Source organism: Candidatus Erwinia haradaeae, assembly GCF_900698985.1.
Classification (GTDB): domain Bacteria; phylum Pseudomonadota; class Gammaproteobacteria; order Enterobacterales; family Enterobacteriaceae; genus Erwinia_E; species Erwinia_E haradaeae_B.
Map to the genome: position 1 here is coordinate 259,618 of NZ_LR217730.1, position 25,951 is coordinate 285,568.

Genomic DNA, 25,951 nt, shown 5'->3' on the forward strand with positions numbered 1-25,951 from the left:
ATATGTATACTAATAATAAAAGGATGTTTAAATTTTTAGCTTCTTCTGGAGTAATTTAAGAGGTGACTCGAGAGCATCTAGTAGGTTTACAGAATATTGATAATCATGAGATTATGAAATTTTCACGTTTGGCTTCATCTTGGTGGGATGTAAAAGGTCCATTTCAGCCTCTTCATAGTATAAATTTAATGCGTCTAGAGTGGATTATAAAACATACGAATGGTTTATTCGGTAAAAATATTCTAGATGTTGGTTGTGGCGGGGGCATTCTAGCGGAAAGTATGGCTCGAGAAGGGGCAAATGTTACTGGTTTAGATATGAGCGAAGAACTATTACAAGCCGCACGTTTACATGCTCTGGAGAATGATATAAAGATATATTATATTAAAAAAACAGTAGAAGCTTATGCTGAGCAATTTTCTGGTCAGTATGAGGTCGTTACTTGTATGGAAATGTTGGAGCATGTTCCAGATCCGTATTCAATTATTTATGCCTGTGCCAGGCTTGTTAAACCATGTGGAAGTGTTTTTTTTTCCACATTAAATCGTACTAAAAAATCTTGGTTAATAGCAATTTTAGGTGCAGAGTATATTTTGAAAATTTTGCCCCGTGGAACGCATAATATAAAAAAATTAATTCGCCCTAATGAGTTATTAGAATGGATAGATAAAACGCCTCTGTGTGTATATGATATGGTTGGGTTATGTTATAATCCTTTTAGTAATTATTGTAAATTAACCTCTAATGTTGATGTAAACTACATGGTTTATGCACAATATGATATTAATTATAAAGTGATTTAGAGATATTTAGTCAAGTTATTATTTTTATATTATTTGTTATATTTTGGTTTTTAGAAACATATATGTTTTTATTTTTACCTTGATTGTATGAGATTGCAGACAAACTTTAATGTTCTTGTAAATTTATAAAAATTTTTCTCGATCAATCGGATAATGCAACTTAATGATTACATCTGACATATATCCATAATAAGTATTATTGCACTATCAATTATAAAAAGTAACTAGCAAGATTTGACACTTTAGAGTTTATCAGTTAAAATTTAATTTTTATTCTTAGTAATCCTCTGTAGTTCAGTTGGTAGAACGGCGGACTGTTAATCCGTATGTCACTGGTTCGAATCCAGTCAGAGGAGCCACAATGAAATGAGATATATATATTTTATCGGTCTCAGTCAAGAAATCTTAATAAAGAACATACATTTTTTATAATAAAAGTCATTATATAAAGATAAAATTATTAAATTTTTAAATCATTTTAATTAATAGTATCATATTTAAATATATCTATTGTAAAATAAAATTTATAATAATTCATTTTTATAAATTCATATATCGAAAATATATAGACTCAGGATTTATAATATATTTATTGATCTTTTTTAAAATTAGACCAATATTTCAATATAATTAATATTATCTTATGTAAGGTTATTTTTTATTAACTTTTATTTTGGTTGTTTTAAATTTTTGGTATTTAAAAAATTATTTTTCTTTATTAATTATTATTAATAGCTTATTTATTTAAATATTTTTTTATTTTTTATATTGAAAATGCTATTTATTGGTAATATTGGTAACAAGGATATAATTTTAAAAAAAATAAATTATGAAAAGTCTTATTTTTTTATCTTTATCTTTATAGATATACTGGGCGAAACATAAGAAAAATATTTATCTTTCTCCTTACTCATGCTGTATATTTAATATTGTTATTTATTTAGAAGTTATAATTTTATAGTTTTAAAAAAATTATAAAATAAAGTATTGTATTTTCAATACAAATTGAGTGTTATCATATTAAAGATATTAAGTTATGCGTTGCATCGAAATATGCACTAATGCTTCTAATGCATGACGCCATGGTGATTCAGGAAGTATTTTTAATGCTGTAAGAGCTTTATCGGCTTTTTTCTGAGCGGTTTTTTTTGTACATTCTATAGAACCGCATTCCTTCATTGTTGATCGAATAACATCAAAAAAGTGGTGCCCTTTTCCTGTACTAATTACTGAGCGAATTAGATTTGCTTGTTCAAGAGTTCCATGATGCATTGCGTGTAATAAAGGGAGGGTTAGTTTGCCTTCTTTAAGATCAGAACCTGTATTTTTTCCTAATATTTTATTATTGGAGCTGTAATCTAATACATCATCAATAAGTTGAAATGCAATACCAAAATAACGTCCATAAGCTTGTAAAGCTTGCTCTTGAGCTAAACTGGATCCAGCTAAGATAGCAGAAGTTTGTGCTGCAGCTTCAAAAAGACGTGCTGTTTTATTATAGATAATATGCATATATTGTTCTTCAGTGAGATCTGGATTGTTGCAATTTAGTAACTGCAGCACTTCGCCTTCAGAAATGACATTAACAGCTTCTGAGATTATCCCTAGAATTTTCAATGATCCAAGATTAGTCATCATTTGAAATGCACGAGTATATATAAAGTCACCCACTAATACACTAGCTGCATTCCCAAAAGTAATGTTAGCGGTAGTTTGTCCTCTGCGAGCTTCTGCTTGATCAACGACATCATCATGTAGTAAAGTTGCAGTATGGATGAATTCAATAAGCGCCGCCATGGTAATATGTTGTTTTCCTGAGTAGCCGTGAACAGCCCGTGCTGCTAATAATGTAATAATTGGGCGAATACGTTTTCCTCCGCTGTTAATGATGTAGTAACTAAGTTGATTAATCAGAGGAATGTTTGAGTGCAGCTGTTTGTTTATGGTGGTATTGACATCTTCCATATCATTTTTAATAAGTATGTTTATTTCTTTTAAATTCATGATTTTTTAGTTATTACCTAGTTTTTGTTACGATGGGAGTTATAGATGCACACATACATTATGTATGTATATAATAAATTATACAGTATATTATATCGAACTATGTATTGAGAAATATTTACTTTTTTGTATGGTGTTTTATTTTGTATTAATAATAAATGCTTGTTTTTAGCAAAGAGTTTTGTATAATTATATTTTTCATAAAACTTATAGTGCAGTATTATATTTATCAGGAAGGCGCAGAAATGGAGTTGGCTATGTATGCGGTTTTTCAAAGTGGCGGAAAGCAACACCGAGTTAGTGAAGGTCAGGTGGTGCGATTAGAAAAGATAGACAGTGCAATTAGTAAAGTGGTGATATTTAATCATGTTCTCATGATAGTCAATAATGAACATATTAATATAGGTTCACCTTTTTTATTAGGTGGAAGAATATCTGCAGAAATTATCGCTCATGGTCGCAGTAAAAAAATAAACATTATTAAATTTCGCGCTCGTAAGCATTATCGAAAACATCAAGGTCATCGTCAGTATTTTACTGACGTTAAGATTATTACTATTAGAGATTCAGTTAGAGTTTCAGGGGATTATTTAATAAATGGCACATAAAAAAGCAGGCGGGTCCACACGTAATGGTCGAGATTCTCATGCAAAACGACTGGGAGTAAAACGTTTTGGAGGAGAAACTGTATTAGCAGGTAGTATTATTGTGCGGCAGAGAGGAACTCATTTTTATCCCGGTGAGAATGTAGGGTGTGGTCGTGACCATACGCTATTTGCGACTGCTAATGGTCAAGTAAAATTCGAAATTAAAGGGGCAGAAAGAAGAAAATATATTAGCATAGTTCCGAATTGTATCGATTAGTACCATAGTATTATGGTATATATTTTTGTAATTTATTTTTTTAAAAAAATTTAAAGAATAAGATTAAGAATTTAAAAATAGAGATTTTTTATGAATTTAATACAAAATGAATTTATAATAATATAAAAAAATATTATGTCTTACTATTATTAGAGAGAGACCCTGATAGACGAGAATATACCTTAAAAATGTTATTGATTTTAATTACAGCCAAATTAGTTTTTATGTTGTAGTTTAAATAATATATAGGTATTATTAACTATGGTAGATATTTATCATGAACATGATATTGATTTATTAATGCACTTTTTTTATAAAAATATAATATGTCCTAATGACATGCAAAATTTATACACTTCAAGCTAATATTTCAGTTATTTTTCTAATTTGACACCCTGTTAATTATAAATAAAAATTATACGATTTTCGCTTAGAACCTGATTTAAACATGTGATGTTATCAATTAGAGTTACTTATTGAGATCTTATCATTATGTAATATCCCATCTTTTAATTATATGAATATTCTATTAGGAACGGTACTTATTACATGTTGTTACTGGTAATAGTTAAAAGATTTTTATCTATTTTTATAGATAAGTGATTTTTTAATTAAGTTTGGTTGTGATGGCATGTTTATTGTAGGTGAGTTTTCTTCATAGTTCATAGTTCTGTGTATTGAGCAGTTGGCTCATCTGTAAAGATTGATATAGGTTATGCGATTTAAAAAAGGGTCACATGGTCTATTTTATCTATACTTTATAGTATTAAGATAAAATATATGTTTATTAAAACACCATATTACCTAAGAGTGTCAGCAGGGTGCATTATCAAAATATCAATTTTTTATACATGGCATAAAAAATTGAGGTTGTTATCAAGAGACCAATTGAGTTGCTTAGATAGCTATTTTAGCTTAAAAGAAAAGACTAAGTAATGATATTGTTTAATTATTTTTATAAAATTAAAATATAATATTATTTATTTTTCTCACTAAAAAAGATAGATTTGTGTATTAAGGTAAGCGCATATTACTCTGAGTAGTAGTAATGAATAAGTTTTTATTCCTTAAAAATTGGCGTATTGCTTTTTAGTATGCGGAGTTTTAATTAGGCATTAAGAATTTTATGTTTTATGGTAAATATTTATTTCAGGTAATGCGCCTGCTATCTTTTGATATTATCCATCCCAGAAGATACATTTTGTATCTATAGTGGAGTAGTTAAATGCAGTTTGTGGATGAAGCAAAGATTTTAGTGATTGCTGGCCATGGGGGCAATGGTTGCGTGAGTTTTCGCCGTGAAAAGTATATCCCCCGTGGCGGTCCTGATGGCGGTGATGGCGGTGATGGTGGTGATGTATATATACAAGCTAATGAGAATTTGAATACATTACTTAAGTTTCATTTGAGAAAAACTTTTTGTGCTAATAATGGTCAAAATGGTCAGAGTGGTGATTGCAAAGGGAAGCGAGGAAAGGATTTAGTGATTCAGGTTCCTGTGGGGACGAGAATCATGGATTGCGACACAACTCAGGTACTAGGAGATATGACTTGTCATCTTCAGAAAATGATTCTTGCAAAAGGGGGTTGGCATGGCATGGGTAATACGCGGTTTAAATCATCAATTAATCGTACTCCACGTCAAAAAACTATGGGTACATTAGGTGAAAAACGTAATGTACAGCTAGAAATGATGTTATTAGCAGATGTTGGTATGTTAGGGTTGCCGAATGCAGGTAAATCAACTTTTACTTGTACAGTATCTGCCGCTAAATCAAAAATAGCTGATTATCCCTTTACAACGTTAGCTCCTAGTCTTGGTGTGGTACGATTAGATGATAATAATAGTTTTGTGATTGCGGATTTACCCGGTTTAATTCATGGAGCCTCTAATGGTTCAGGGTTAGGTATTCGCTTTTTAAAGCATCTTGAACGTTGTAATCTATTGCTACATATTATTGATATAGGATCAATAAATGAAAGAGATTTAGTGAAGAATATCTCTATTATTTTATATGAGCTAGAAAGATATAGCATTAATCTTTTTCAAAAACCGCGGTGGTTAGTTTTTAATAAGATAGATCTTTTAGATTATCAAGAAGCACAGTTACGCGTAGCTTCTGTTGTGAAAGCTCTTCAATGGACTGATAAGTATTATCTAGTTTCTTCATTAAATAATACAGGTATACAGGGATTGTGTTTGGATGTTACTTTTTTTCTCAAGAATACAAAAACACAAACCAATCAAAAACTTGATAAGGTAGAAATAGTATAGAATTCTAAGGAAAGCTCTAAAAAAGCGAGCAAGAGAAGTACAATGCTTAGTATAATAGTTATTATATTAAAAGTAGATTATTTATATATTAGCGATAATTGTTTATTCTTGTAATATATAATATTGTATTGTTAATAATAGTATATACAGATAATAGTATGCTGTGAAAAAAAAGAGATTGCTCATAATCAGTTGGATTATAATAGTCTAGAAATTTTATAAAAACTGTGTTTTGATAGAGTTAAAATCATCTATATTATTATATAATTGAGATAATGAGTATTAATATGGTGACTAATAGTTATTACTTTTTTTATATTAAGAAATTAAGAAAAAAATAATTTTTTTACATATAAGAATACAGGAATTCAGCTCCAAGATGTACTATTATTATATTTTCTTTATTAGTAAAATGATTATTTTGGTATTTTTTTTAGCCTCATCTAATGCTTTAATAAACGCTACTCATAACTCATCCATGCAAGTATTGCTAATGCTGTCCCGTGTTTTTTTCCGGAGCTGTCCATGTCATTTCTTTTAGATCCTTCAGTTCTTGCGGGTCTTTTGACTCTTATTCTTCTTGAAATTGTCCTGGGTATTGATAATTTAGTATTTATTGCGATTTTGTCAGATAAGCTCTTGCCAAAACAGCGTGATAAAGCTCGTCTAACTGGTCTATTGCTAGCCATGGTGATGCGATTGGGTCTTTTATCTTTCATGTCATGGATGTCTACTATGAGTCGCCCACTGTTTAGTATAGGTGATCTTAGCTTTTCTGGCCGTGAGTTAATGTTACTTATGGGAGGTGTTTTTCTGTTATTTAAGGCTACGACAGAATTGCACGAACGTTTAGAGAATCGAGACATTCATGACCTAAATCATAAAGGATATGCTAGTTTTTGGTCAGTTGTGGTACAAGTAGTTGTCTTAGATGCAGTGTTTTCTCTTGATGCAGTGATTACTGCAGTGGGTATGGTAAATAATTTATCACTTATGATGCTTGCGGTAATTATGGCGATGAGTGTGATGCTTATCGCCTCTAAACCGTTAACTAACTTTGTAAATACACATCCAACCGTAGTAGTCTTATGCTTAAGTTTCTTACTGATGATCGGTTTTAGTCTTTTAGCTGAAGGTTTACACTTTAACATACCAAAAGGTTATTTATATGCAGCAATCAGTTTTTCGATTATAATTGAATTATTTAACCAAATGGCACGGCGTAATTTTATGCGTCATCAAGAAAGACGCCCTATGCGCGAGAGAACTGCAGAAGCGATTCAGCGTCTAATGGGGGGCCATAGGCAACACGTTAGTCATAGCATAGAAGATGGCACTGTAACAACACTATCCCCAAAGGAAGCATTTAAAGATGAAGAGCGCTATATGATGAATGGAGTACTAACTCTTGCTGCTCGCTCAGTGCGTAGTATAATGACACCACGGAGGGAAATTTCCTGGGTTGATTTAACTGGCTCATTAGATGAAGTACGTATGCAGTTGCTAGATACACCGCACAGTTTATTTCCGGTATGCAGTGGAGAACTAGATTCTATAATAGGTGTGGTGCGAGCTAAAGAATTATTAGTAGCTTTGGATCATGGTGTTGATGTTTTTGCTTTTGCAAGTTCCACCCCGCCTATTATTATACCAGATACCTTAAATCCATTGAATCTTCTTGGCGTACTGCGCCGAGCAAAAGGTAGTTTTGTTGTTGTAACTGGCGAGTTTGGCGCGGTTCAAGGACTGATTACGCCATTAGATGTATTAGAAGCTATTGCCGGTGAATTTCCTGATGAAGATGAGACACCAGATATCGTTATCGATGGAGAGGGCTGGCTGGTAAAAGGTGGAGCCGATTTGCATTCATTGCAGCATTTGTTCAATAATAAGGACTTAATTAAACCGGAAGATCACCATGCATCTTTAGCTGGGCTAATTATTGAGCACATAGGGAGAGTACCTAAAGTTGGTGATATTATTAATATTTATCCTCTGAGATTTCAAATTATAGAGGCAACTGATTACCGTATTGATTTAATACGAGTTACGAAACAAGATAATCAAAGAAATAATTGTTAATTCTTAATTCAGGGATAATTCTATATTAATTAAGTACCATATGAAATAGAATAAAATCTTTTTATTTTTAATTTTTATAAGGTGTACGAAACAAAGACTTTTTATTAAAGAAAGGCGTCGGATTTATTGATTTTAATGATTATAAATGTATGTATTATGGAATAATGCTATAATTACTATTATATATTTTATATAGCTTAACTTGTATGTATTTTGAGCGTGGTAGGTATATCAATAAAGATTACAGAGATTATAAGACAGATCAGGGCCCCTAGAGCTATTCCATTATGACTTTATAGTTAGTGTAATTTTTAAATATATATATTTTCTAAAAATAACGGTTATTACAGAAAATTAGAGGAATGAGATATTACTTTGATAGTTAGGAGTATAAGCTAATTGTCATATAGTTATCTTTTAGATTAGATGGCATAAAAATTAATTAAGATATCTTATTAACAGATTTTATTATTTAGGATTATTATGGATATCTCGCATATTCATTTATATTAGAAATTAATATTTAAGCGTTATAGTGTTTTTATTTAAAATAACTCTCATGGTCTACAATAAATTTTTTTAATATTATAGCGGCTTCAGTTTATCTTGTGATAGTTATCACTAATGCAGTTCTTAGTATATTAATAGGCTAGATTATTTAAATGCTGAAAGTAGGACATACATGAATCTTTTAAAATCACTAGCAGCAGTTAGTCTTGTGACTTTGTGTTCACGGATTTTAGGTTTTTCGCGCGATTCTCTTATAGCTTATATTTTTGGTTCAGGTATGGTAACTGATGCTTTTTTTGTTGCTTTTAAGTTACCTAATCTATTGCGTCGTGTATTTGCTGAAGGTGCTTTTTCTCAGGCTTTTATTCCGATGCTAATTGAGCATAAGAACCAAAAAAATATAGAGTCTACAAAAGTATTTATACAACATGCATCTGGTCTTCTTATATTAATGTTATCATTAGTGAGCTTATTGGGAATTTTTATAGCGCCTTGGGTTATTATTGTCACTGCACCTGGTTTTTCTGATGCTACAGAGCAGTATCTTATGACATTATCACTTATTCGTATTATATTTTCTTATATATTATTTATTTCCTTGGCCTCATTCGCTGGATCCATCCTTAACACATGGAATTCTTTTATAGTACCCGCCTTATCGCCTATATTTCTTAATTTGAGTATGATTATTTTTTTATTGTTTGCAACTTCGTATTTTCATCCACCCATTATGGCACTTGCGTGGGCAGTACTGATTGGTGGAATTCTTCAATTTTTGTATCAGCTACCTGCTTTAAAAAAATTAGGATTATTGGTTTTACCACGTTTTGATGTACACAATCACGCCATGCGTCGGCTTTTTTGTCAAATAACATCAGGCATTATTGGTGTCTCGGTTAGTCAGTTATCTTTAATGATTAATACGATTTTGGCTTCTTTTTTAGAAATAGGTTCTGTATCATGGATATATTATGCTGACCGATTAATGGAGTTCCCTATCGGAGTGCTTGGTGTTGCATTAGGAACAATTCTTTTACCAGCTTTATCAAAAAGTATTATGCGGGGTCAGAAAGAATTATATTCACAGATAATGGATTGGGGACTGCGTCTCTGTTTTCTTTTGGCTGTACCGGGCTCTGTCGCGCTTTGTATTTTAGCTAAACCGCTTACTATCGTTTTATTTCAATATGGTAAGTTTACATCTTTTGATGTAATCATGACGCAGCGTTCTTTAGTGGCCTATTCAGTAGGTTTAATAGGGTTAATTGTCATGAAAGTGTTAGCACCAGGTTTTTATGCTAGGCAGGATATGCATACTCCATTTAAGATTGCCATATTAACGCTTCTAGTAACGCAAATTATGAATTTAGCTTTTATTGGCCCTCTAAAGCATGCTGGTTTATCACTATCCATTGGATTATCTGCTTGCCTTAATACTGGACTTCTTTATTGGCAGTTACTTAAAAAACGATTTTTCGTACCCAATCCAGGCTGGATGAAGTTTTTTATACGTTTGTTTATTTCTGTGCTTGCTATGGCTATAGTCTTATTTGAAGCATCTAATATGGTTCAAGACTGGACAATAGGAAACATGCCGGAGAGATTATTTCGACTAGCAGTTGTATGTTGTACTGGTGTTAGTGTTTATTGTTCGATGTTATTAATAGTGGGTTTTCGTAAACGTGATTTTTTTCCATATAACGTAGACTTATTATAAAAAGACTATAGTATGGTTTTAAAAAAAAATCAGATAAACCTTTACTGATAATTTTGAGAGAATGCATATATTTGATGTGTTTAGTACATTAACAGATGGAGGACTTTATGCAAAAAATAATTTAGTAATGTTTTGAAAAAGAGCGTTTTTGATAGTAGATGGGATGATGATGAATTTTTATCCGAATCAAGAGAGAAGCATATAGTGACTATTAATAGTTATTTATAAAATCAAGTAACAACACTAGGTAATTCTTCCCTTCATCCTGCGGTCTTCTTTCTACATATAAAAATATATATTGATATTTTTTTGAGTGAGTTTATTTGATAGAGTAGTAAATTTTAGCTATTTATAAGATCTTTTGTCAGCATAAGATAATTGATAATATTTAAAATTATGTAAAACCGTAAGAATTATCTGTAAATAATGAGCCTCTTCTTAAATGAATTGTGTTTTAAATGGTTTTTATGTAATTATTAATATTTTTAATTTAATATTTAATAAAGAGTACAATAAAATGTTTAATATCAAAAGGATCATGTCTTGCAGTGGTATATGTATTAAGAGTTATAATTTTATTAAGAAAAGCTAAAAAATGATCAATAAAATATTGATTTTTATCTGTTTATTAGTAATACCTAGTTTTTCTAATAGTGTTCAATGTGATACGGCCACTATTCTACAAAAGCGTCTTGAGAAAATTGACAGCTTTCAGGCTGAGTTTCATCAAAAAGTAATTGATACAAAGAATACTTTAATTCAAGAAGGTTCCGGTTATATATGGCTACATCGACCGAATCAGATACATTGGAAGATGATTTACCCTGACGAGAGTGATTTCATATCTGATGGGAATACATTGTGGTTTTATAGTCCATCTATAAAACAGGTTAGCATTTATTGTATGAAAAATATTATTCACAATACTCCGTTAATGTTAGTGATACATAATCAGTCCCATGACTGGAAACAATATCATTTACTACAGCAAGGTGATAAATTTATTTTTACTCCTAAAAAATTATATAGTAATATTATAAAATTTATTATAGATGTTTCAAAGAATGGTAATATTACTCAGCTTAGCATTTTTGAAAAGAGCGGAGTATGCATTTATTATATTTTATCCAAACCGAATTCTGCTTTTATTGATCCTAAAAAATTTCAATTTAGTATACCTCCGGAGTTTACAATAGACGATCATCGAAAATAGATTTTAGAGGTCAGAATGTGATGCATTCACTGGTTATCATATTAACAATATATCTTTTTAGATAGTAATAGTTATTTTAAGATAGATCTAATGATTGGTTTATGCAGAAACGATAGATGAGTGATTTTGTGAGTAAAAGTTATGTTGCTCAATTAATAGTTATTAGCTATTAAACATTCTGAATGGAGTATGTTATATTTTATTTCTTTTATGATGGTTATGACACTTAAAAAATAATTTTCTGAGAGATATATAAGTTAGAGTGTATATATGTAATATTATCAAGTTTTTTTTAAATTTAAACGATATTTATATACTAAGAGTAATAGTAAAAATTTTTTTATGTATGCAAGAAGTTTAAAGTAGTTTTTTATTTCACGCAGTATAATAGTATATAAAAATGTAGTTTATGTTGTATATATCATATAAATATTAATATCTTGATATTTTATAAGATTATTAATTTTAATTAACAGTTTGTATAAATTAAGATGTGCTATTGACTGCGTGATTTAAATTAAAATATTGTTATTTTAACATAGCAGTAATGTATAGTGTTAAAGGTGATATAGATGATATAATTATTATTATATTGAATGGAAAAATTGATATGTTTACACAAAAATACTCCTTTATGATATTTACATAAATATAATAAATAATATTTTATCATTTCTCTATTATACATAATATTAGTTTTACTAGTGCTATAGCCGATTAACTTACGTGAACCCATAAATTTATGCGTACTACTCAATATATTCTTGCTACTCTAAAAGAAAAACCTTCTAGTGCTGAGACAATAAGTCATCAACTGATGCTACGTGCTGGAATGATACGTCAATTAGCATCAGGACTATATACTTGGCTACCGACTGGGTTGAGGGTGATGCAAAAAGTAAAAGCTCTTGTACGAGCAGAAATGCAACGTATTGGTTTTTTTGAAATATCCATGCCAGTTGTGCAACCAGCTAGTTTATGGCAGGAAAGTGGACGCTGGGAGCAGTATGGCTCTGAATTGCTTAAATTAGCTGATCGAAATCATCGTTCTTTTGTGATTGGTCCCACACATGAAGAAGTGATTACTGATTTTATTCGCAACGAAATTACTTCTTATAAGCAATTGCCTATAAAACTTTTCCAGATTCAAACAAAATTTCGTGATGAAGTACGGCCACGGTTTGGTGTTATACGTTCTAGAGAATTCCTTATGAAAGATGGCTATTCTTTTCATGAAACACAAGAATCGTTACAGGAAACTTATTCTGTTATGTATAGAGCGTATAGTAATATTTTAAAAAAGATGGATTTAAATTTCTGCATTGTAGAAGCAGACACTGGATCTATCGGTGGTTATATTTCTCATGAATTTCAAGTTTTAGCGCCAAGTGGAGATAATGTTATTGCATATTCTACAGAATCTACATATGCAGCAAATTTGGAAATAGCTGAGGCATTACCGCCAAAAGATGTACGCCAACCCGGTATACAAAAAAAAACACAATTTTCGACACAAAATATCACTACTATTCAGGATTTGTCTAAAAACCTTCATATTCCAATAAAAAAAATAGTGCAAACATTGGTAGTAAAAGCAAAGACAGACAGTTCTAATGGGTTAGTTGCTCTTTTAGTGAGAGGAGATCATGTACTTAATAAAATTAAAGCTGAAAAGATTGACATCATAGCCTCTCCACTGCACTTTATGAGTGATCAAGAAATTCGTCAATATTATCAAACTGGACTTGAATCACTAGGACCAATTGGTCTTAACATACCTATTATAGCTGATCGAAGTGTTGCTGCTATGAGTGATTTTATTATTGGTGCTAATATTGATGGTCAATATTTTAGGGGTATTAATTGGGGGCGTGACCTACCACTTCCACGCATTGAAGACATTCGCAATGTAGTAGAAGGTGATGTGAGTTCTGATGGTAAAGGTACATTATTAATTAAACGTGGAATCGAGGTTGGTCATATTTTCCAGCTAGGTACAAAATATTCTAAAGCGCTAAAAGCCATTGTACAAACCTCAAGCGGATGTAGTAAAATTATTAGGATGGGTTGTTATGGTATTGGTATTAGCCGTATTATTGCCGCCGCAATTGAACAGAATCATGATGAGCGTGGTATCATATGGTCATCAGTATTAGCGCCATTTCAAGTGGCCATATTACCAATTAATATAAAACAGTCATCCCATGTAAGATGTTCAGCTGAAAATCTTTATTTGCGGTTATTAGCTGAAGGTATTGATGTGATTTTAGATGATAGAACAGAAAGACTAGGTGTAATGTTTTCAGATATGGAGCTTATTGGAGTGCCGCATATTCTAGTAATTAGTGACCATAATCTCAAAAATAAAGAAATTGAATATAAATCTAGAGCGTTGAATCAAAAACGAATATTTAAAATTAGCGAAATTATTTTCTATCTCAAGTCAGAACTTCATGGTTCTATATTTAATTTTAATTCATAAGCAATTTTTTAGACTAGTTATCATAGATAGATAAAAACGTGATAAAATTAAAATTTAATGGATTAATTTGGTGCGCTTTAAAAAGGATAATGTATATATAGGACATAAGTATTATGCCTGTTTTATTTTTTGAGTATAAGAATTTCATAAGATAAATTAGAGTATCTTATTTTTTTAAGGGTTTTTTTGTTGATATGTGAAGGAAATTTTTTAATGATTTTTAAATATGTATAATATCATTATGAGCGTATATTAATACGATACAATAGTGTGATTTTTTATAGTATTAAGATAAAATTTTATAAAAGCTTTATACTTTTATTAAAGTAAGAACTATAAGTGAGTGGTCTTATTTTTTCGATAAGTTTTTTTACATAAGAAGTATAGTGTACTGACCAAACCAAATAGCATGAGACCTATTGGTAGTAATATTAGGCATAGCATCAATTGAGGTTCGTAATAAATAAAAATTGGTGTTTTACCAAATAAAAAACCTACCATAATTAATATTAGCACCCAAAGAAAAGCACTAGTCCAATTAAATAATTGAAATTTTACATTATCTAAACTAGATAGTCCTGCAATAGTTGGCAATAACGTACGAACAAAAGCAATAAAACGACTAATCAGTAATGCCGACATGCCATATTGGTGAAACAATTTTTCTGCTTTTTTATGATAATGTAATGGAAGATATAATAACCATCTTTGCACGATTAGTGTGTTTCCTAACCACTTACCTTGTGCATAGCTTACCCAGCAACCAAGAGCAGCAGCGATTGTTAAAACGCATAATATAAGTATACCATTAATTACTCCCTTAGCTACTAAGATACCGACTAGTACTAAAAGACTATCCCCTGGTAAAAAAGATGTTGGCAGTAAGGCGTTTTCTAAAAATAAAATTAAAAAAAATATACAATACAGTGATAAGACAAGAGATGGATCTGTAAGTGCAGTATAGTTATGTTGCCACAAGGCTTGAGATAGAAATTTTAAAATATCCATTATTGTAGTATCTCAGATATGATCTAATAGTTATTTCTGTATTTACCCTGCATATTTAGATTAGATATTCTCTTATAAAGATCTTTGATGAGGAAAAAATCTTAAGTAATTGCCTGGCCCTATTATATAATTTTTTAGTGTTTCTAATGTATTTTATCATCATTTTTCTAGAATAAACTTTTTTATTGGGATAAAAGTTTATAAAAACAATCATATTTAATTCTTTTGAGAACATAAGATCTTGCATGTGTAATTGTTCAGGTATATAAGATATCTCTTGTATCATGCGACCTATGTGATATGGATAGATATCATGTTATTCTATTAAAAACCTGATTAGAATGTATTTCTTCGAGTTTTCTTTTAGAAGGAGGAAAGAATAGATATACTCAGGGTTTTAATTGATCATAGAGTAATATTTGTCTTTAGTTTGGGAGATTACATATATACCAATTTACTTATGAAGGTTAGAGATATATATAAAAAAAACCTTTTGAATACTAGTATTTTTAATACTATTATATAGTATAGACTAATGTAGTCTATCGATGATATTTTTATTATCAAGCTATATGGGTACATCGGTTTATCAGTTTTTAATATATCGAATTCATTACTATAATGTTTATATAAGTTTTAAGTGTTAGTAGAATCCCATCACAAACAAAATGTTTCTCATTAAGCGGTATTTAATTATACTTTTAAGCTTAAGATAATTTTATAAGTCATTTTTATTCATTTAGTATTTCAATTAACTTTTATCATTCTCAAGAATATAATGAGATGCACTTGAATTCTCTAGGAGTAATGAAGGGCTTTCTGTTAATAAGTTATCTGATTTTTTTATCGGTTCTTCTGGTTTATAGGTCTTTATTGGTTCACTTTCTCCAGTAATTACAGATTTGTTAATAATAACTTTTTGGATGTTATGTATGGAGGGTAAATCATACATAGTATTTAATAGCATACTTTCTATGATAGAGCGTAATCCTCGAGCGCCAAGTTTGCGTCGTATTGCCTGACATGCAATTTCTTGTAATGCTTCCTTCTTAAATTCTAGCTCTACCCCTTCTAAACTAAATAAAGCTTGATATTGTTTTGTGAGTGCATTTTTTGGTTCATGTAAAATTTGAATTAACTCTATCTCATCTAGCTCACTAAGTGTTGCGAGTACTGGCAAGCGTCCAATGAATTCAGGAATCAATCCAAATTTAATTAAATCTTCTGGTTCAACTTGAGATAAAATATTATTTTTTTCTGTTTTTCTTGACTGGCTTGTCAGTAATGCACTAAAACCAATTCCAACTCCATTGTCCACTCGTTGATAAATAATTTTATCAAGCCCAGAAAATGCTCCTCCGCAAATAAACAGAATTTTGGAAGTATCTACTTGGAGAAATTCTTGCTGTGGATGTTTTCGTCCACCTTGAGGCGGCACTGAAGCTACCGTGCCTTCAATAAGCTTAAGTAAAGCTTGCTGCACACCTTCACCAGAGACATCCCTAGTAATAGACGGATTATCTGATTTACGTGAGATTTTATCGATTTCATCAATATAGACAATACCCCGTTGAGCTTTTTGTATATTATAATCACACTTTTGCAGAAGTTTTTGAATAATATTTTCTACATCCTCACCAACGTATCCTGCTTCAGTGAGAGTTGTAGCATCTGCCATGGTGCATGGAACATCCAGGAGGCGAGCCATAGTTTCAGCTAAAAGGGTTTTTCCGCTTCCCGTTGGTCCAATTAATAAAATATTACTCTTCCCTAGCTCAATGACATTACCAGCATCGCTGTTATGTAAGCGTTTATAATGGTTATAAACAGCTACTGATAGAACTTTTTTAGCTTGGCTTTGCCCTATCACATATTCGTCTAGATGAGCTCGAATCTCTTGTGGAGTTGGTAGAGAGCTACAATTAAGAGGAGGTGTTACTTTCTGACTCTCCTTGCGAATGATATCGTTACATAAATTCACGCATTCATCACAGATACATACTGATGGTCCGGCAATTAATTTGCGAACTTTATACTGGCTTTTACCGCAAAAAGAGCAGTAGAGGATCTGCCCTGAACCGTCTTTGTGCTGATCTGTCATGTACTTCCCTCTCATTCTTATAATGATATTGACTGTTCCCAATAGAGGAAATGAAATCAAACTTCTACTTTTATTATCACATATATGGATATAGTCTGACATTAAATAAAATTATTTTTTGTTGATTTTTTGGTTATGAGATAAAATAGTTAATTAACTACGTTTAAAGAAAATAGCATCTACTAAACCATATTCTACAGATTCTATTGCCGATAAAAAACGATCTCGATTAGTATCTCGCTCAATAGTCTCAATGGTTTGACCAGTATGATTAGCCATAAGTTGATTCATAATTTGTTTAGTTTTAATAATTTCACGTGCATGAATATCGATATCAGAAGCTTGACCTTGGAATCCACCTAGAGGTTGATGGATCATTATGCGTGCCTGAGCTAAACAATAGCGCTTACCCTTTGCTCCTGCAGCTAAAAGAAATGCCCCCATAGAACACGCTTGCCCCATGCAAATTGTATTAATATCTGGCTTAACAAACTGCATAGTGTCATAAATAGACATGCCAGCAGTAATTATTCCACCAGGGGAATTAATATAAAGATGAATATCTTTTTCTGGGTTGTCAGCTTCTAAAAATAAGATCTGAGCTACAATTAAATTAGCCATATGATCTTCAATTGGTCCAGTTAAAAAAATAATACGCTCTTTAAGCAGGCGTGAATAAATGTCATATGAACGCTCTCCTCGTGAGGTATGTTCAATTACCATAGGAACTAATGTCATATGCGATTGATTTCTCTTTTTGTTGTTACCATATACCATTTTTATCTCCTAGTAAAATGCTTGTTCTATAACGAGGTTACTTAAGAGTATTTTAGTATATTTTAGTTTTTATTGAGATTTTTGTGTTTGGTGTACGTTATCTCAGTATATTCGATATATATTATATGCGATATATATCGAATATACTCTCTATGTATAATTATTAATTATATAGAGCTTACCCCCTAGTAGCGGCAAGTAGAAACTTATTGTAACAAATATCTTAATATACTAATAAACGATATACTTAACTACAAAGAATAATTTCCTGAAATTTAGGTATCATAAAATGTAATGCACTGGTTAATTTTGTAATGTCATTATTATTACCTAATAAGAGGTTAATCTAAAGATTTGTTCTAATATTAAGGATTGGCATAACTTAGTGATTTTATTTTGTAAAATTTAAACTACTTTACCATCGGATGTAGCTTTATTTAGAGATAACCGTTAAGTAAAAGCTTTATCATACTAACACCTGCATTCTGCAGAGTCTAGTTAGTTACAGACTTGACAGTATCTGATAATATTAACGGTCTCTTTTTCAGAAATTAAAACTTTATATTAGAGATTAAGAATAATTTATTTTACAATATAAGTCATAAGTCATTTATGCTAGTTTTATAATATCAAATTATTATAAGTTTCTGATATTTTGTGGCAATTGAAAATTGTACTATAAATAATATTATAAAATATTTACTTTTTATAACTTAATTTTATAGTACAAAACAATTAGTGTGATAACTATATTTACGAGTAAGTGATTAAGAGTTAGTGTTTGTATTGTAAATATTATAACTCTCTTCAGGGGTAGTTAATAATGATAATATTGTCATAAAAAATACGTTACAAAAAAATTATTATAATTGTAAATATAATTTATATTATGTATATATTATATATAAGTTATTTTAACTAAAATAATAATAAATAAAATATTAAATTTTAAAACATATTAATCAACAATATTTAATAATATCATATATAGTGTATTGTGTCTATTATTTTTTTAGTTTTTAGAGTTCTCAACCAACTCTAAAATAATAACCAATAAGAGCAGCTTTTAAAAGTATATCAATATATATTGATTTTATTTGAATATTGCATTATTACTGTTTGTAAGTTTTTTATTTATCTTTTGATAAAGAATTCCACAGGAGACTATCATATGCGTGACATATTACCAGTGCGTAACCTGGTAATCTATTGTCAGATAATGCGTATTCACCAACCTGGTGGTTTTTTTTTGCTATTATGGCCTACTTTGTGGGCATTATGGCTATCAGGTATGTCAGTTCCATCAGTTAAAGTTTTATTTGTATTTACGCTTGGGGTTTTTTGTATGCGCTCGGCAGGTTGCGTAATTAATGATATCGTTGATCGAAACATTGACGTCTATATTCAACGTACAAAAAATCGACCATTACCTAGTAGAAACATTTCTGTGCGGAAGGCAAAACTATTGCATTTAAGTTTATTGCTCATTTCTTGTATGCTTGTGTTAACTATGCGCATGACAACAATCTTATTTTCCATATTAGGATTGGCTTTAACCTGGGTTTATCCATTTATGAAACGATATACTTATTTTCCACAAGTCTTTTTGGGTATTTCGTTTAGTCTATCCATTCCGATGGCCTGGTTGGAAATAAGTAATAGGCTACCTATTGCTTGTTGGTTGTTATTTTTTGGAAATTTTTTTTGGGTGGTTTCTTACGATACACAATATGCAATGGTCGATCGTTCAGATGACTTAAAAATAGGTGTTAAATCTACTGCAATTTTATTTCATAAATATGATACACTCATTATTGCTTTTCTACAATTATTATCATTAATGTTTTTAACATTAGTTGGTTGGAAGTTGGCGTTACATTCAATTTTTTATTTTGCAATTTTAGGAGCATTTATATTATTTGTTTATCAACATTTTTTGATTACGAATCGTCAGGAAGATCGCTGTTTTAAGGCATTTTCAAAAAATAATTGGGTTGGTTTGATTATATTTGTCGGTATAGCGCTTAGTACATCGTCTTTTTTATAGAAGTGAGTTTAATATTTTATATATTGGTGGAAAATTTATATATTAGTAGAAAAAATATAAAAATATATCGAAAATAGTTAATTTCTTTAATAATATTAATACTGTGTTATCGAATAAAAAGTGATCATATTATAGTAAATATATCACGGTTTTAACTGTAAAGGTTGATGCAGGAAATATATAATTTTGACGTGATTGAGCTATTTTGCTGATTACATTGTGTAATATATCTTTTAAGGGGGATTGTATTTTATAGTGGTACTATGATGCATATAAAATACAAATTTATTATTTTTTGTTTTTCATATCGATAAAAATGCTTACGTATAATTAGGTATAATTGTTTATATTATTATGTTTTTCTTTTCTTCTTAATCAATTATTATATATCAAAAATAAATGATTAAAAGTGTCATGTAATATTTATTACAAAAATAATTATTTACTTAATCGCACATCATCATATATTTATAGTTTTTTAATAGTGTTCTGCAAGTCTTAAATATTGTTGACAGATATTTTTACAATCATAAATTTGTAAGTATTTTTGATCAATTGGATCAGGTGGAAAATTATAGACTTTTTTCATTTTTTCTGCTAGAGCATCACTGTTTAAATCTGTTAGAGCATCTTCTATGCCAGCGGTTTCTAGAATTTCAACAGGGCCTCCTGGACAGCGCGTACTCACTACTGGTGTTCCACAGAGTAAGGCTTCTATTAGAACATTACCGAAACCTTCGCTATCTGAACTAAGAATCAACATTCTTGCGTGTTTTATCAGCGGATAGGGGTTTCTCTGAAAACCTATAAAAATCAATCGTTCTATAATCTTTAATTTTTCCGCTAGTTTTTTTATTATATTAATTTGCTGTACGGTTCCGGAGCCTACTAGCACTAATTGAGCTTTAATGCCTGATTTTGCATAGGCCAAGAGCAGGCGATCGTGACGCTTATGAGCATGAAAACGACCTACATGGATGAGGTATGGTGTTTTTGGTAAATTAAATTTTTCAGCTGCTTGTGTAAGAATGTGTTGAATCTGAAAGGGATTATTAATAACAACTAATTTACTAGGCTGGACAGAAAGATCGACTGTTAAATCTTTTGCGACAGCATTAGATACAGATACAATATTTTTATTAGTATAGATTTTAGTGATTGCTCTTTTTTTTCGCCATAGATCCAGAGTATGACGATTTTCAAGATGAGAAATGGATAACATCCCGTGAATGCAAAACCATATTTTTTCTACAGAGTCCACATGAGTCTGAGAGACAATACGGTCAGTATTATGCAAATGGGAAAAAATTAGATCATATTTACCGTGTTTTTTTTCATTCATCTTAATGACTTGACTGAGCATATTAGAATAGTAAGAGCGCTCTATGAATTTTTTACAAAATAATGTATAATTTAATTTATTAAGTACCTGATAATTCATTCCATTAGGTAGTGGATATTGGCAGATATTACGTAATGATAATAGTTGTATTTGGTGTCCTAGTTGATGCATCTCTTGACAAAGAGTAAGTACAACTTTTTCGGCCCCTCCGCCAGGTAGCCCATCAATAATCATTAATATACGCATGCTTTGATCAATTTAATTAAGAATTTTTTTATAAAGAGATAGAAGCTGTTGAGATAAGTATTGAGAGGATAAAGGCATCACTTGTGAACGCGCGTATTTACTAGCTGAGCTATTAAAGGTCCATGGAGGTAGTGCCATAATAGCATCTACTATCGATGTAACATCTAGTGCATCGCAAATATAGCCATTTTTACCTGGTAAGATAAATTCGCTCCCTCCACAAGTAGCAGAGGTAATAATTGGTAAACCACAAGCCATTGCTTCTAAAATAACATTAGGACATGGATCATATAAAGTCGGAAGAAGCAATCCATCCGCAGCTTGATACCATAAACACATATTGACTTGAACACCGACAAAAAGGATGCGATTAGAACAGGCAAGGTCTTTAGATATATTATGGTATTTTGTTTCTGATTTGTCTCGTCCTACTACTATAAGGTAGTAGTGAGTTTTAGATATCGCGTAAATAGCTGACTTAAGCCCTTTGCGTTCAAAACCAGAGCCAACATAGATTAGAATCGATGCTTTTAATGGTAAAGAGAATAGTTTTCTGATCTTCAGACGCTGTAATTCATTAGCTGGGAAAAATTCTTTTGTATTAATTATATTATAGATAACATGAATTTTATTTTTATGTAAACCAAATTGGTCTATAATTTCTTTTTGAACCATACGTGAATTACATATAACTGCTTTGAGTTCTGGAGCTTGATACATTAGTTGTTCGGCTTTGATTACATAACGATGGTAGGGGCTTAGGAATAGTAGTTTTTGATGCCATTTTGGAAGAATGCGACTGCGTTGTTCTAGCCAGATTTGGTGCACACCATCTCCTGCGCGATATATATCGCATCCCGCAATACGTTCATGACTCTGCACAATATTAAAATTTTCTCGTTTCCAAAGTGCACGCGCAGTATTAGCGAATCCACGTTCACGACTAATTCTGTCCAATTGTAGAGGATTACATTTATGTAGAGTCAAACGTTCTTTTTGTTTATATTGCCACTTACGGGCAATAATATTTAGCTCGATGCTTTCCGATGTTTCTAGAGCTTCTAGCGTGTAAGCAATAAATTTTTCTGCCCCTCCATCTGGACGATATTTTTGTCGAACGATTGCAAATCGTATAGTATCCATGATAGTAGATCCTACGTATTTGTGATATTTAATATAATGAGAGCAATATTAATCTAATAATATATCTGTATCTATATTTATTGATGTAATTTTTATAAATTGAAATATATAATAATAACAAGATTAAATTTTATTTATTTAATTATTAATATAAAAGAATATTAAATATTAATTTAATAATTAATATTATGTAATCAATGTGATTGTAAGACCTTAGTACCTCAATATATTAAAAAATATATTAATATAGAGTTATTTTAATATGAATTTTAGTTTACACGATACATAATATAATAAAGTGTGCGAGAGACATAGCATGATTAAAATAGTTGTATTAGATAATAATGCAGGTGAATTTTACTAAAAAGTCTGTATCTTGAGAGCTAAAAACAGAATGCATAAAGCATATTTAACTAACAGGATTATATACCAGAATATATATAATATAACTGATTATTAATTGTGTCATTAAATTTTTAGTCTTTTTTTTTCTTAAATTTACTTTGTATTGAGATTTATTAGATATTCAAAATATTATAATTTTCTATGTGACATTATTTACTATATAATGCTAGTTAGTAACCACGAGATAGATCACAGATATTTTAACAGACAATTATAATAACTAAGGTGATTATAGACTAATGCAGGCAGTTTTATATCTTATTAGGTAAAAATAGTAATAGTCTTAAAGTAAGGGATGTATAATATTATATTATATAAATTGATAGGTCTTAAAACTGAGATTTGTTAATATATCTCTCATAGAGAATTTCTCTGAGAATTTATTTTGGTTTTTTTTGAGGGATTTTAATATAGATACGTGCTCATTACATATTGTATTTGCGTACTTTATATCTGCAGTTTTAATAATATAGCTATATTGATTATTTTTGGTGTAATATTTTTTTATATTGAAAATTATATTTTTATATGTATCTTTTAAAATAAAACCATCTTTAATTATGACTATATAATTATATATAATCAATAGATATTAAATTATTTTTATATATACCATTTTATATCGGTGATTTGATGTATTGTATTTTCATAAATGAATTACTGCATTATAATACATCATTGAGAAATCTTTTTTAAAGATATGTTACTTATAATTATTATTTATTGACGCTTCTTGAGTAGATATGAATAAAACGTTACTGTACATAATATAAAAATTTTTAAAATTAAAGGAGGGTTAGTTTAACTTTCCGTGATTTTAATTTAAAAATTTAGATTATCGTTTTTAGTATAAGGTTTATAAAAATATATAAAAGAAATAATTTATTCTCGTTTAGGAGATATAGCTGTAAAATAAATGATTTTTTAATTATTAATTAGAAAGGTTTTTATTCTTTTAAGAGGCTAATGTAGTTATCGGATACGTTAAGGTTACAGATACAATAGACTATTATGGAATGGTTTTTGTTTAGATAAAGTTAGATATATTTGTACATGCAATTTTTAGTTTAATGTTACTGTAGTACATGGATCATTATTTAGCATTTATATTTAAGGGAGGTAATTTTTATGCGGTATCACTCCAGGGCTGGAAAACCTGCCCAGCAGAGTGATTTGGTTAATGTGGCACGATTGACTTCTCAGTATTATGTGCTGAGCCCAAAGAAAGGTCATATTGAGCATGAAGTGAAGTTTGGTACTTCAGGGCATCGTGGTAGTTCTATGCGCTATAGTTTTAATGAAACACATGTTTTAGCGATCACACAAGCTATTGCAGAAGAACGAGAAAAAAATGGTGTAACTGGTCCATCATTTGTAGGGAAAGATACTCATGCATTATCAGAACCAGCAATGTTATCTGTATTAGAGGTTTTTTCTGCGAATAGAATACCGGTGATTATTCAAAAAGAGAATGGTTATACACCTACACCTGCAATTTCTCATGCTATTATTGAATATAATAAACACGGTGGTCCAAAAGCAGATGGTATTGTCATTACAGCTTCTCACAATCCACCGGAAGATGGTGGGATTAAGTATAATTTACCTAATGGTGGTCCAGCAAATAATAATTGCACTAAAATTTTGGAAGCTCGCGCTAATGCGTTAATTCGTAGCGAGCTGAAAGGAGTAAAACAAATGACATTAGACGATGCATGGTCTAGTGGTTATTTAACAGAGCAAGATATCATACAGAGATATGTTGAGGATTTGTTTTATATTATAGATATTCCAGCAATACAGAAGGCTAAATTAAAAATAGGTATTGACCCTTTAGGTGGTGCAGGTATTGCATATTGGGAGCGTATTGCAGATGTTTATCAGCTAGATCTTACTATTGTGAATGATTCTGTGGATCAAACCTTTCGTTTTATGCATCTTGATCACGATGGAAAAATTCGCATGGATTGTTCATCGCAATCTGTGATGGCTGGTCTGCTAGCATTACGTGATAAATTTGATCTAGTTTTTGCTAACGATCCAGATAATGATCGTCATGGTATTATCACTCCTGCAGGCTTGATGCATCCTAATCATTATTTAGCAGTGGCCATTCATTATCTATTTAAAAATAGACCAAAATGGGGAGATCAGGTTGCGGTAGGAAAGACATTAGTTTCTAGTGCTATTATAGATCGCATAGTACATGATCTTAGGCGTCCACTAATAGAAGTACCAGTTGGTTTTAAATGGTTTGCGGATGGTTTGTTTGATGGAAGTTTGGGCTTTGGAGGTGAAGAAAGCGCAGGCGCTTCATTTCTTCGTTTTGATGGAACACCGTGGTCTACTGATAAAGATGGGATTATTATGTGTTTATTAGCGGCAGAAATTACTGCAGTTACTGGAAAAAATCCACAAGAACACTACAACGAACTTAGTAAACGTTTTGGCAAGTCTAGTTATACTCGTGTTCAGGCCCCCGCTACGCCTAGGCAAAAACTGGCTTTATCAAAAGTATCCCTGAGCAGAATTAAGAGTGATGTTTTAGCAGGAGAGGCTATTATTTCTTGCCAAACAGATTCTCTATTCCACGGGGAATCTTCTGGGGGTATAAAGATTATAACAAAAAATGGTTGGTTTGTTTTACGTCCATCTGGTACAGAAGATTCATATAAACTATATTGTGAAAGTCTTATCGGTATAGAACATTGCAAGATAATAGAGAAAGAGGCTATGCAGTTTGTTCATTCCATCTTTAAAGATATTGTATAAAAAATTTAAAAGTTATTATAATGTGCGATAGTCTCTATGGATTAAAATTAAGACAAACAACTGCTCTAGTACAGTATCATTTTATGTCTTTTTAGATATAAAAAGACGCGACTAATAGAAATAATCATAGTACATAAGGTTTTATATCTGAAATAATTTT

At 30.6% G+C, this 25,951-nt stretch carries 14 protein-coding genes, 1 tRNA gene and 2 pseudogenes; 11 read left to right on the plus strand and 6 right to left on the minus strand.

Annotated features, from left to right (window positions below):
• The first annotated feature begins 62 nt into the window (after positions 1 to 62).
• Together ubiG and ERCIPSPA2889_RS00780 are read left to right on the plus strand one after the other, a co-directional pair.
• The gene (ubiG, locus tag ERCIPSPA2889_RS00775; RefSeq protein WP_269472399.1) at positions 63 to 803 is read left to right on the plus strand and encodes a bifunctional 2-polyprenyl-6-hydroxyphenol methylase/3-demethylubiquinol 3-O-methyltransferase UbiG; all 741 of its coding nucleotides are present in this window, start codon (positions 63 to 65) and stop codon (positions 801 to 803) included.
• Positions 804 to 1,086: 283 nt separating this feature from the next.
• Positions 1,087 to 1,162: transfer RNA gene (locus ERCIPSPA2889_RS00780), tRNA-Asn, on the plus strand.
• 670 nt (positions 1,163 to 1,832) lie between these two features.
• Here ERCIPSPA2889_RS00780 and ispB read toward each other — a convergent pair.
• Positions 1,833 to 2,807: an octaprenyl diphosphate synthase gene (ispB, locus tag ERCIPSPA2889_RS00785; RefSeq protein WP_157988981.1), complete on the minus strand. Its 975-nt coding sequence runs from the start codon at positions 2,805 to 2,807 to the stop codon at positions 1,833 to 1,835.
• A 257-nt stretch (positions 2,808 to 3,064) separates the two neighbouring features.
• On the opposite strand from ispB, the gene rplU reads away from it, so the two are divergent.
• The 7 genes and pseudogenes from rplU (at position 3,065) to ERCIPSPA2889_RS00820 (ending at position 13,950) form a co-directional block, all read left to right on the plus strand.
• Positions 3,065 to 3,415: a 50S ribosomal protein L21 gene (rplU, locus tag ERCIPSPA2889_RS00790; RefSeq protein WP_157989411.1), complete on the plus strand. Its 351-nt coding sequence runs from the start codon at positions 3,065 to 3,067 to the stop codon at positions 3,413 to 3,415.
• Positions 3,405 to 3,671 carry a 50S ribosomal protein L27 gene (rpmA, locus tag ERCIPSPA2889_RS00795; protein WP_157988982.1) on the plus strand — a complete coding sequence of 89 codons (267 nt, stop codon included), beginning with the start codon at positions 3,405 to 3,407 and terminating at the stop codon, positions 3,669 to 3,671. The genes rplU and rpmA overlap by 11 nt, the downstream gene beginning before the upstream one ends.
• Positions 3,672 to 4,896: 1,225 nt before the next feature.
• Positions 4,897 to 5,943: pseudogene (gene cgtA / locus ERCIPSPA2889_RS00800) on the plus strand (Obg family GTPase CgtA); the annotation flags it as partial.
• Between the two features lie 528 nt (positions 5,944 to 6,471).
• Positions 6,472 to 8,028 carry a TerC family protein gene (locus ERCIPSPA2889_RS00805; RefSeq protein ID WP_157988984.1) on the plus strand — a complete coding sequence of 519 codons (1,557 nt, stop codon included), beginning with the start codon at positions 6,472 to 6,474 and terminating at the stop codon, positions 8,026 to 8,028.
• 682 nt (positions 8,029 to 8,710) lie between these two features.
• On the plus strand, positions 8,711 to 10,255 hold the full coding sequence (gene murJ / locus ERCIPSPA2889_RS00810) for a murein biosynthesis integral membrane protein MurJ (protein ID WP_157988985.1): 1,545 nt from the start codon (positions 8,711 to 8,713) through the stop codon (positions 10,253 to 10,255).
• Positions 10,256 to 10,850: 595 nt separating this feature from the next.
• Entirely contained in the window at positions 10,851 to 11,468 is a 618-nt protein-coding gene (gene lolA, locus ERCIPSPA2889_RS00815) for an outer membrane lipoprotein periplasmic chaperone LolA (RefSeq protein ID WP_157988986.1), read from the plus strand.
• A gap of 742 nt (positions 11,469 to 12,210) precedes the next feature.
• The gene (locus ERCIPSPA2889_RS00820) at positions 12,211 to 13,950 is read left to right on the plus strand and encodes a proline--tRNA ligase (protein WP_157988987.1); all 1,740 of its coding nucleotides are present in this window, start codon (positions 12,211 to 12,213) and stop codon (positions 13,948 to 13,950) included.
• Positions 13,951 to 14,283: 333 nt separating this feature from the next.
• Here ERCIPSPA2889_RS00820 and ERCIPSPA2889_RS00825 read toward each other — a convergent pair whose 3' ends face one another.
• The 3 genes and pseudogenes from ERCIPSPA2889_RS00825 to clpP form a co-directional block, all read right to left on the minus strand.
• A complete protein-coding gene (locus tag ERCIPSPA2889_RS00825) occupies positions 14,284 to 14,958 on the minus strand; it encodes a DedA family protein (RefSeq protein ID WP_157988988.1) in 675 nt (224 codons plus the stop codon).
• An 853-nt stretch (positions 14,959 to 15,811) separates the two neighbouring features.
• Positions 15,812 to 17,059 (minus strand): annotated as a pseudogene (gene clpX, locus ERCIPSPA2889_RS00830) (ATP-dependent protease ATP-binding subunit ClpX); the annotation flags it as partial.
• Positions 17,060 to 17,212: 153 nt separating this feature from the next.
• Positions 17,213 to 17,836, minus strand: coding sequence for an ATP-dependent Clp endopeptidase proteolytic subunit ClpP (clpP, locus tag ERCIPSPA2889_RS00835; RefSeq protein ID WP_157988990.1), 624 nt, complete (start codon positions 17,834 to 17,836; stop codon positions 17,213 to 17,215).
• 1,171 nt (positions 17,837 to 19,007) lie between these two features.
• On the opposite strand from clpP, the gene ubiA reads away from it, so the two are divergent.
• The gene (ubiA, locus tag ERCIPSPA2889_RS00840; protein ID WP_157988991.1) at positions 19,008 to 19,883 is read left to right on the plus strand and encodes a 4-hydroxybenzoate octaprenyltransferase; all 876 of its coding nucleotides are present in this window, start codon (positions 19,008 to 19,010) and stop codon (positions 19,881 to 19,883) included.
• Between the two features lie 478 nt (positions 19,884 to 20,361).
• On the opposite strand, the gene ERCIPSPA2889_RS00845 is transcribed toward ubiA, so the two are convergent.
• Complete coding sequence (locus ERCIPSPA2889_RS00845) at positions 20,362 to 21,471, minus strand: glycosyltransferase (protein WP_157988992.1); 1,110 nt, start codon at positions 21,469 to 21,471, stop codon at positions 20,362 to 20,364.
• Positions 21,472 to 21,483: 12 nt separating this feature from the next.
• Positions 21,484 to 22,614 (minus strand): glycosyltransferase family 4 protein, encoded by a 1,131-nt coding sequence (locus ERCIPSPA2889_RS00850; protein ID WP_157988993.1) that lies wholly within the window; start codon positions 22,612 to 22,614, stop codon positions 21,484 to 21,486.
• A gap of 1,533 nt (positions 22,615 to 24,147) precedes the next feature.
• Between ERCIPSPA2889_RS00850 and pgm the strand changes: the two genes are divergently transcribed.
• Positions 24,148 to 25,791, plus strand: a complete 1,644-nt coding sequence (pgm, locus tag ERCIPSPA2889_RS00855; protein ID WP_157988994.1) for a phosphoglucomutase (alpha-D-glucose-1,6-bisphosphate-dependent) — start codon at positions 24,148 to 24,150, stop codon at positions 25,789 to 25,791.
• Positions 25,792 to 25,951 lie beyond the last annotated feature (160 nt).

Bases quoted from the DNA above. Each gene is read 5' to 3' on its own strand.
- ubiA (WP_157988991.1), top strand. From the start codon at position 19,008: ATGCGTGACATATTACCAGTGCGTAACCTGGTAATCTATTGTCAGATA.
- murJ (WP_157988985.1), top strand. From the start codon at position 8,711: ATGAATCTTTTAAAATCACTAGCAGCAGTTAGTCTTGTGACTTTGTGT.
- rplU (WP_157989411.1), top strand. From the start codon at position 3,065: ATGTATGCGGTTTTTCAAAGTGGCGGAAAGCAACACCGAGTTAGTGAA.
- ERCIPSPA2889_RS00825 (WP_157988988.1), bottom strand. From the start codon at position 14,958: ATGGATATTTTAAAATTTCTATCTCAAGCCTTGTGGCAACATAACTAT.
- ERCIPSPA2889_RS00850 (WP_157988993.1), bottom strand. From the start codon at position 22,614: ATGGATACTATACGATTTGCAATCGTTCGACAAAAATATCGTCCAGAT.
- clpP (WP_157988990.1), bottom strand. From the start codon at position 17,836: ATGGTATATGGTAACAACAAAAAGAGAAATCAATCGCATATGACATTA.
- ERCIPSPA2889_RS00820 (WP_157988987.1), top strand. From the start codon at position 12,211: ATGCGTACTACTCAATATATTCTTGCTACTCTAAAAGAAAAACCTTCT.
- pgm (WP_157988994.1), top strand. From the start codon at position 24,148: ATGCGGTATCACTCCAGGGCTGGAAAACCTGCCCAGCAGAGTGATTTG.
- ispB (WP_157988981.1), bottom strand. From the start codon at position 2,807: ATGAATTTAAAAGAAATAAACATACTTATTAAAAATGATATGGAAGAT.
- ERCIPSPA2889_RS00845 (WP_157988992.1), bottom strand. From the start codon at position 21,471: ATGCGTATATTAATGATTATTGATGGGCTACCTGGCGGAGGGGCCGAA.
- rpmA (WP_157988982.1), top strand. From the start codon at position 3,405: ATGGCACATAAAAAAGCAGGCGGGTCCACACGTAATGGTCGAGATTCT.
- lolA (WP_157988986.1), top strand. From the start codon at position 10,851: ATGATCAATAAAATATTGATTTTTATCTGTTTATTAGTAATACCTAGT.
- ERCIPSPA2889_RS00805 (WP_157988984.1), top strand. From the start codon at position 6,472: ATGTCATTTCTTTTAGATCCTTCAGTTCTTGCGGGTCTTTTGACTCTT.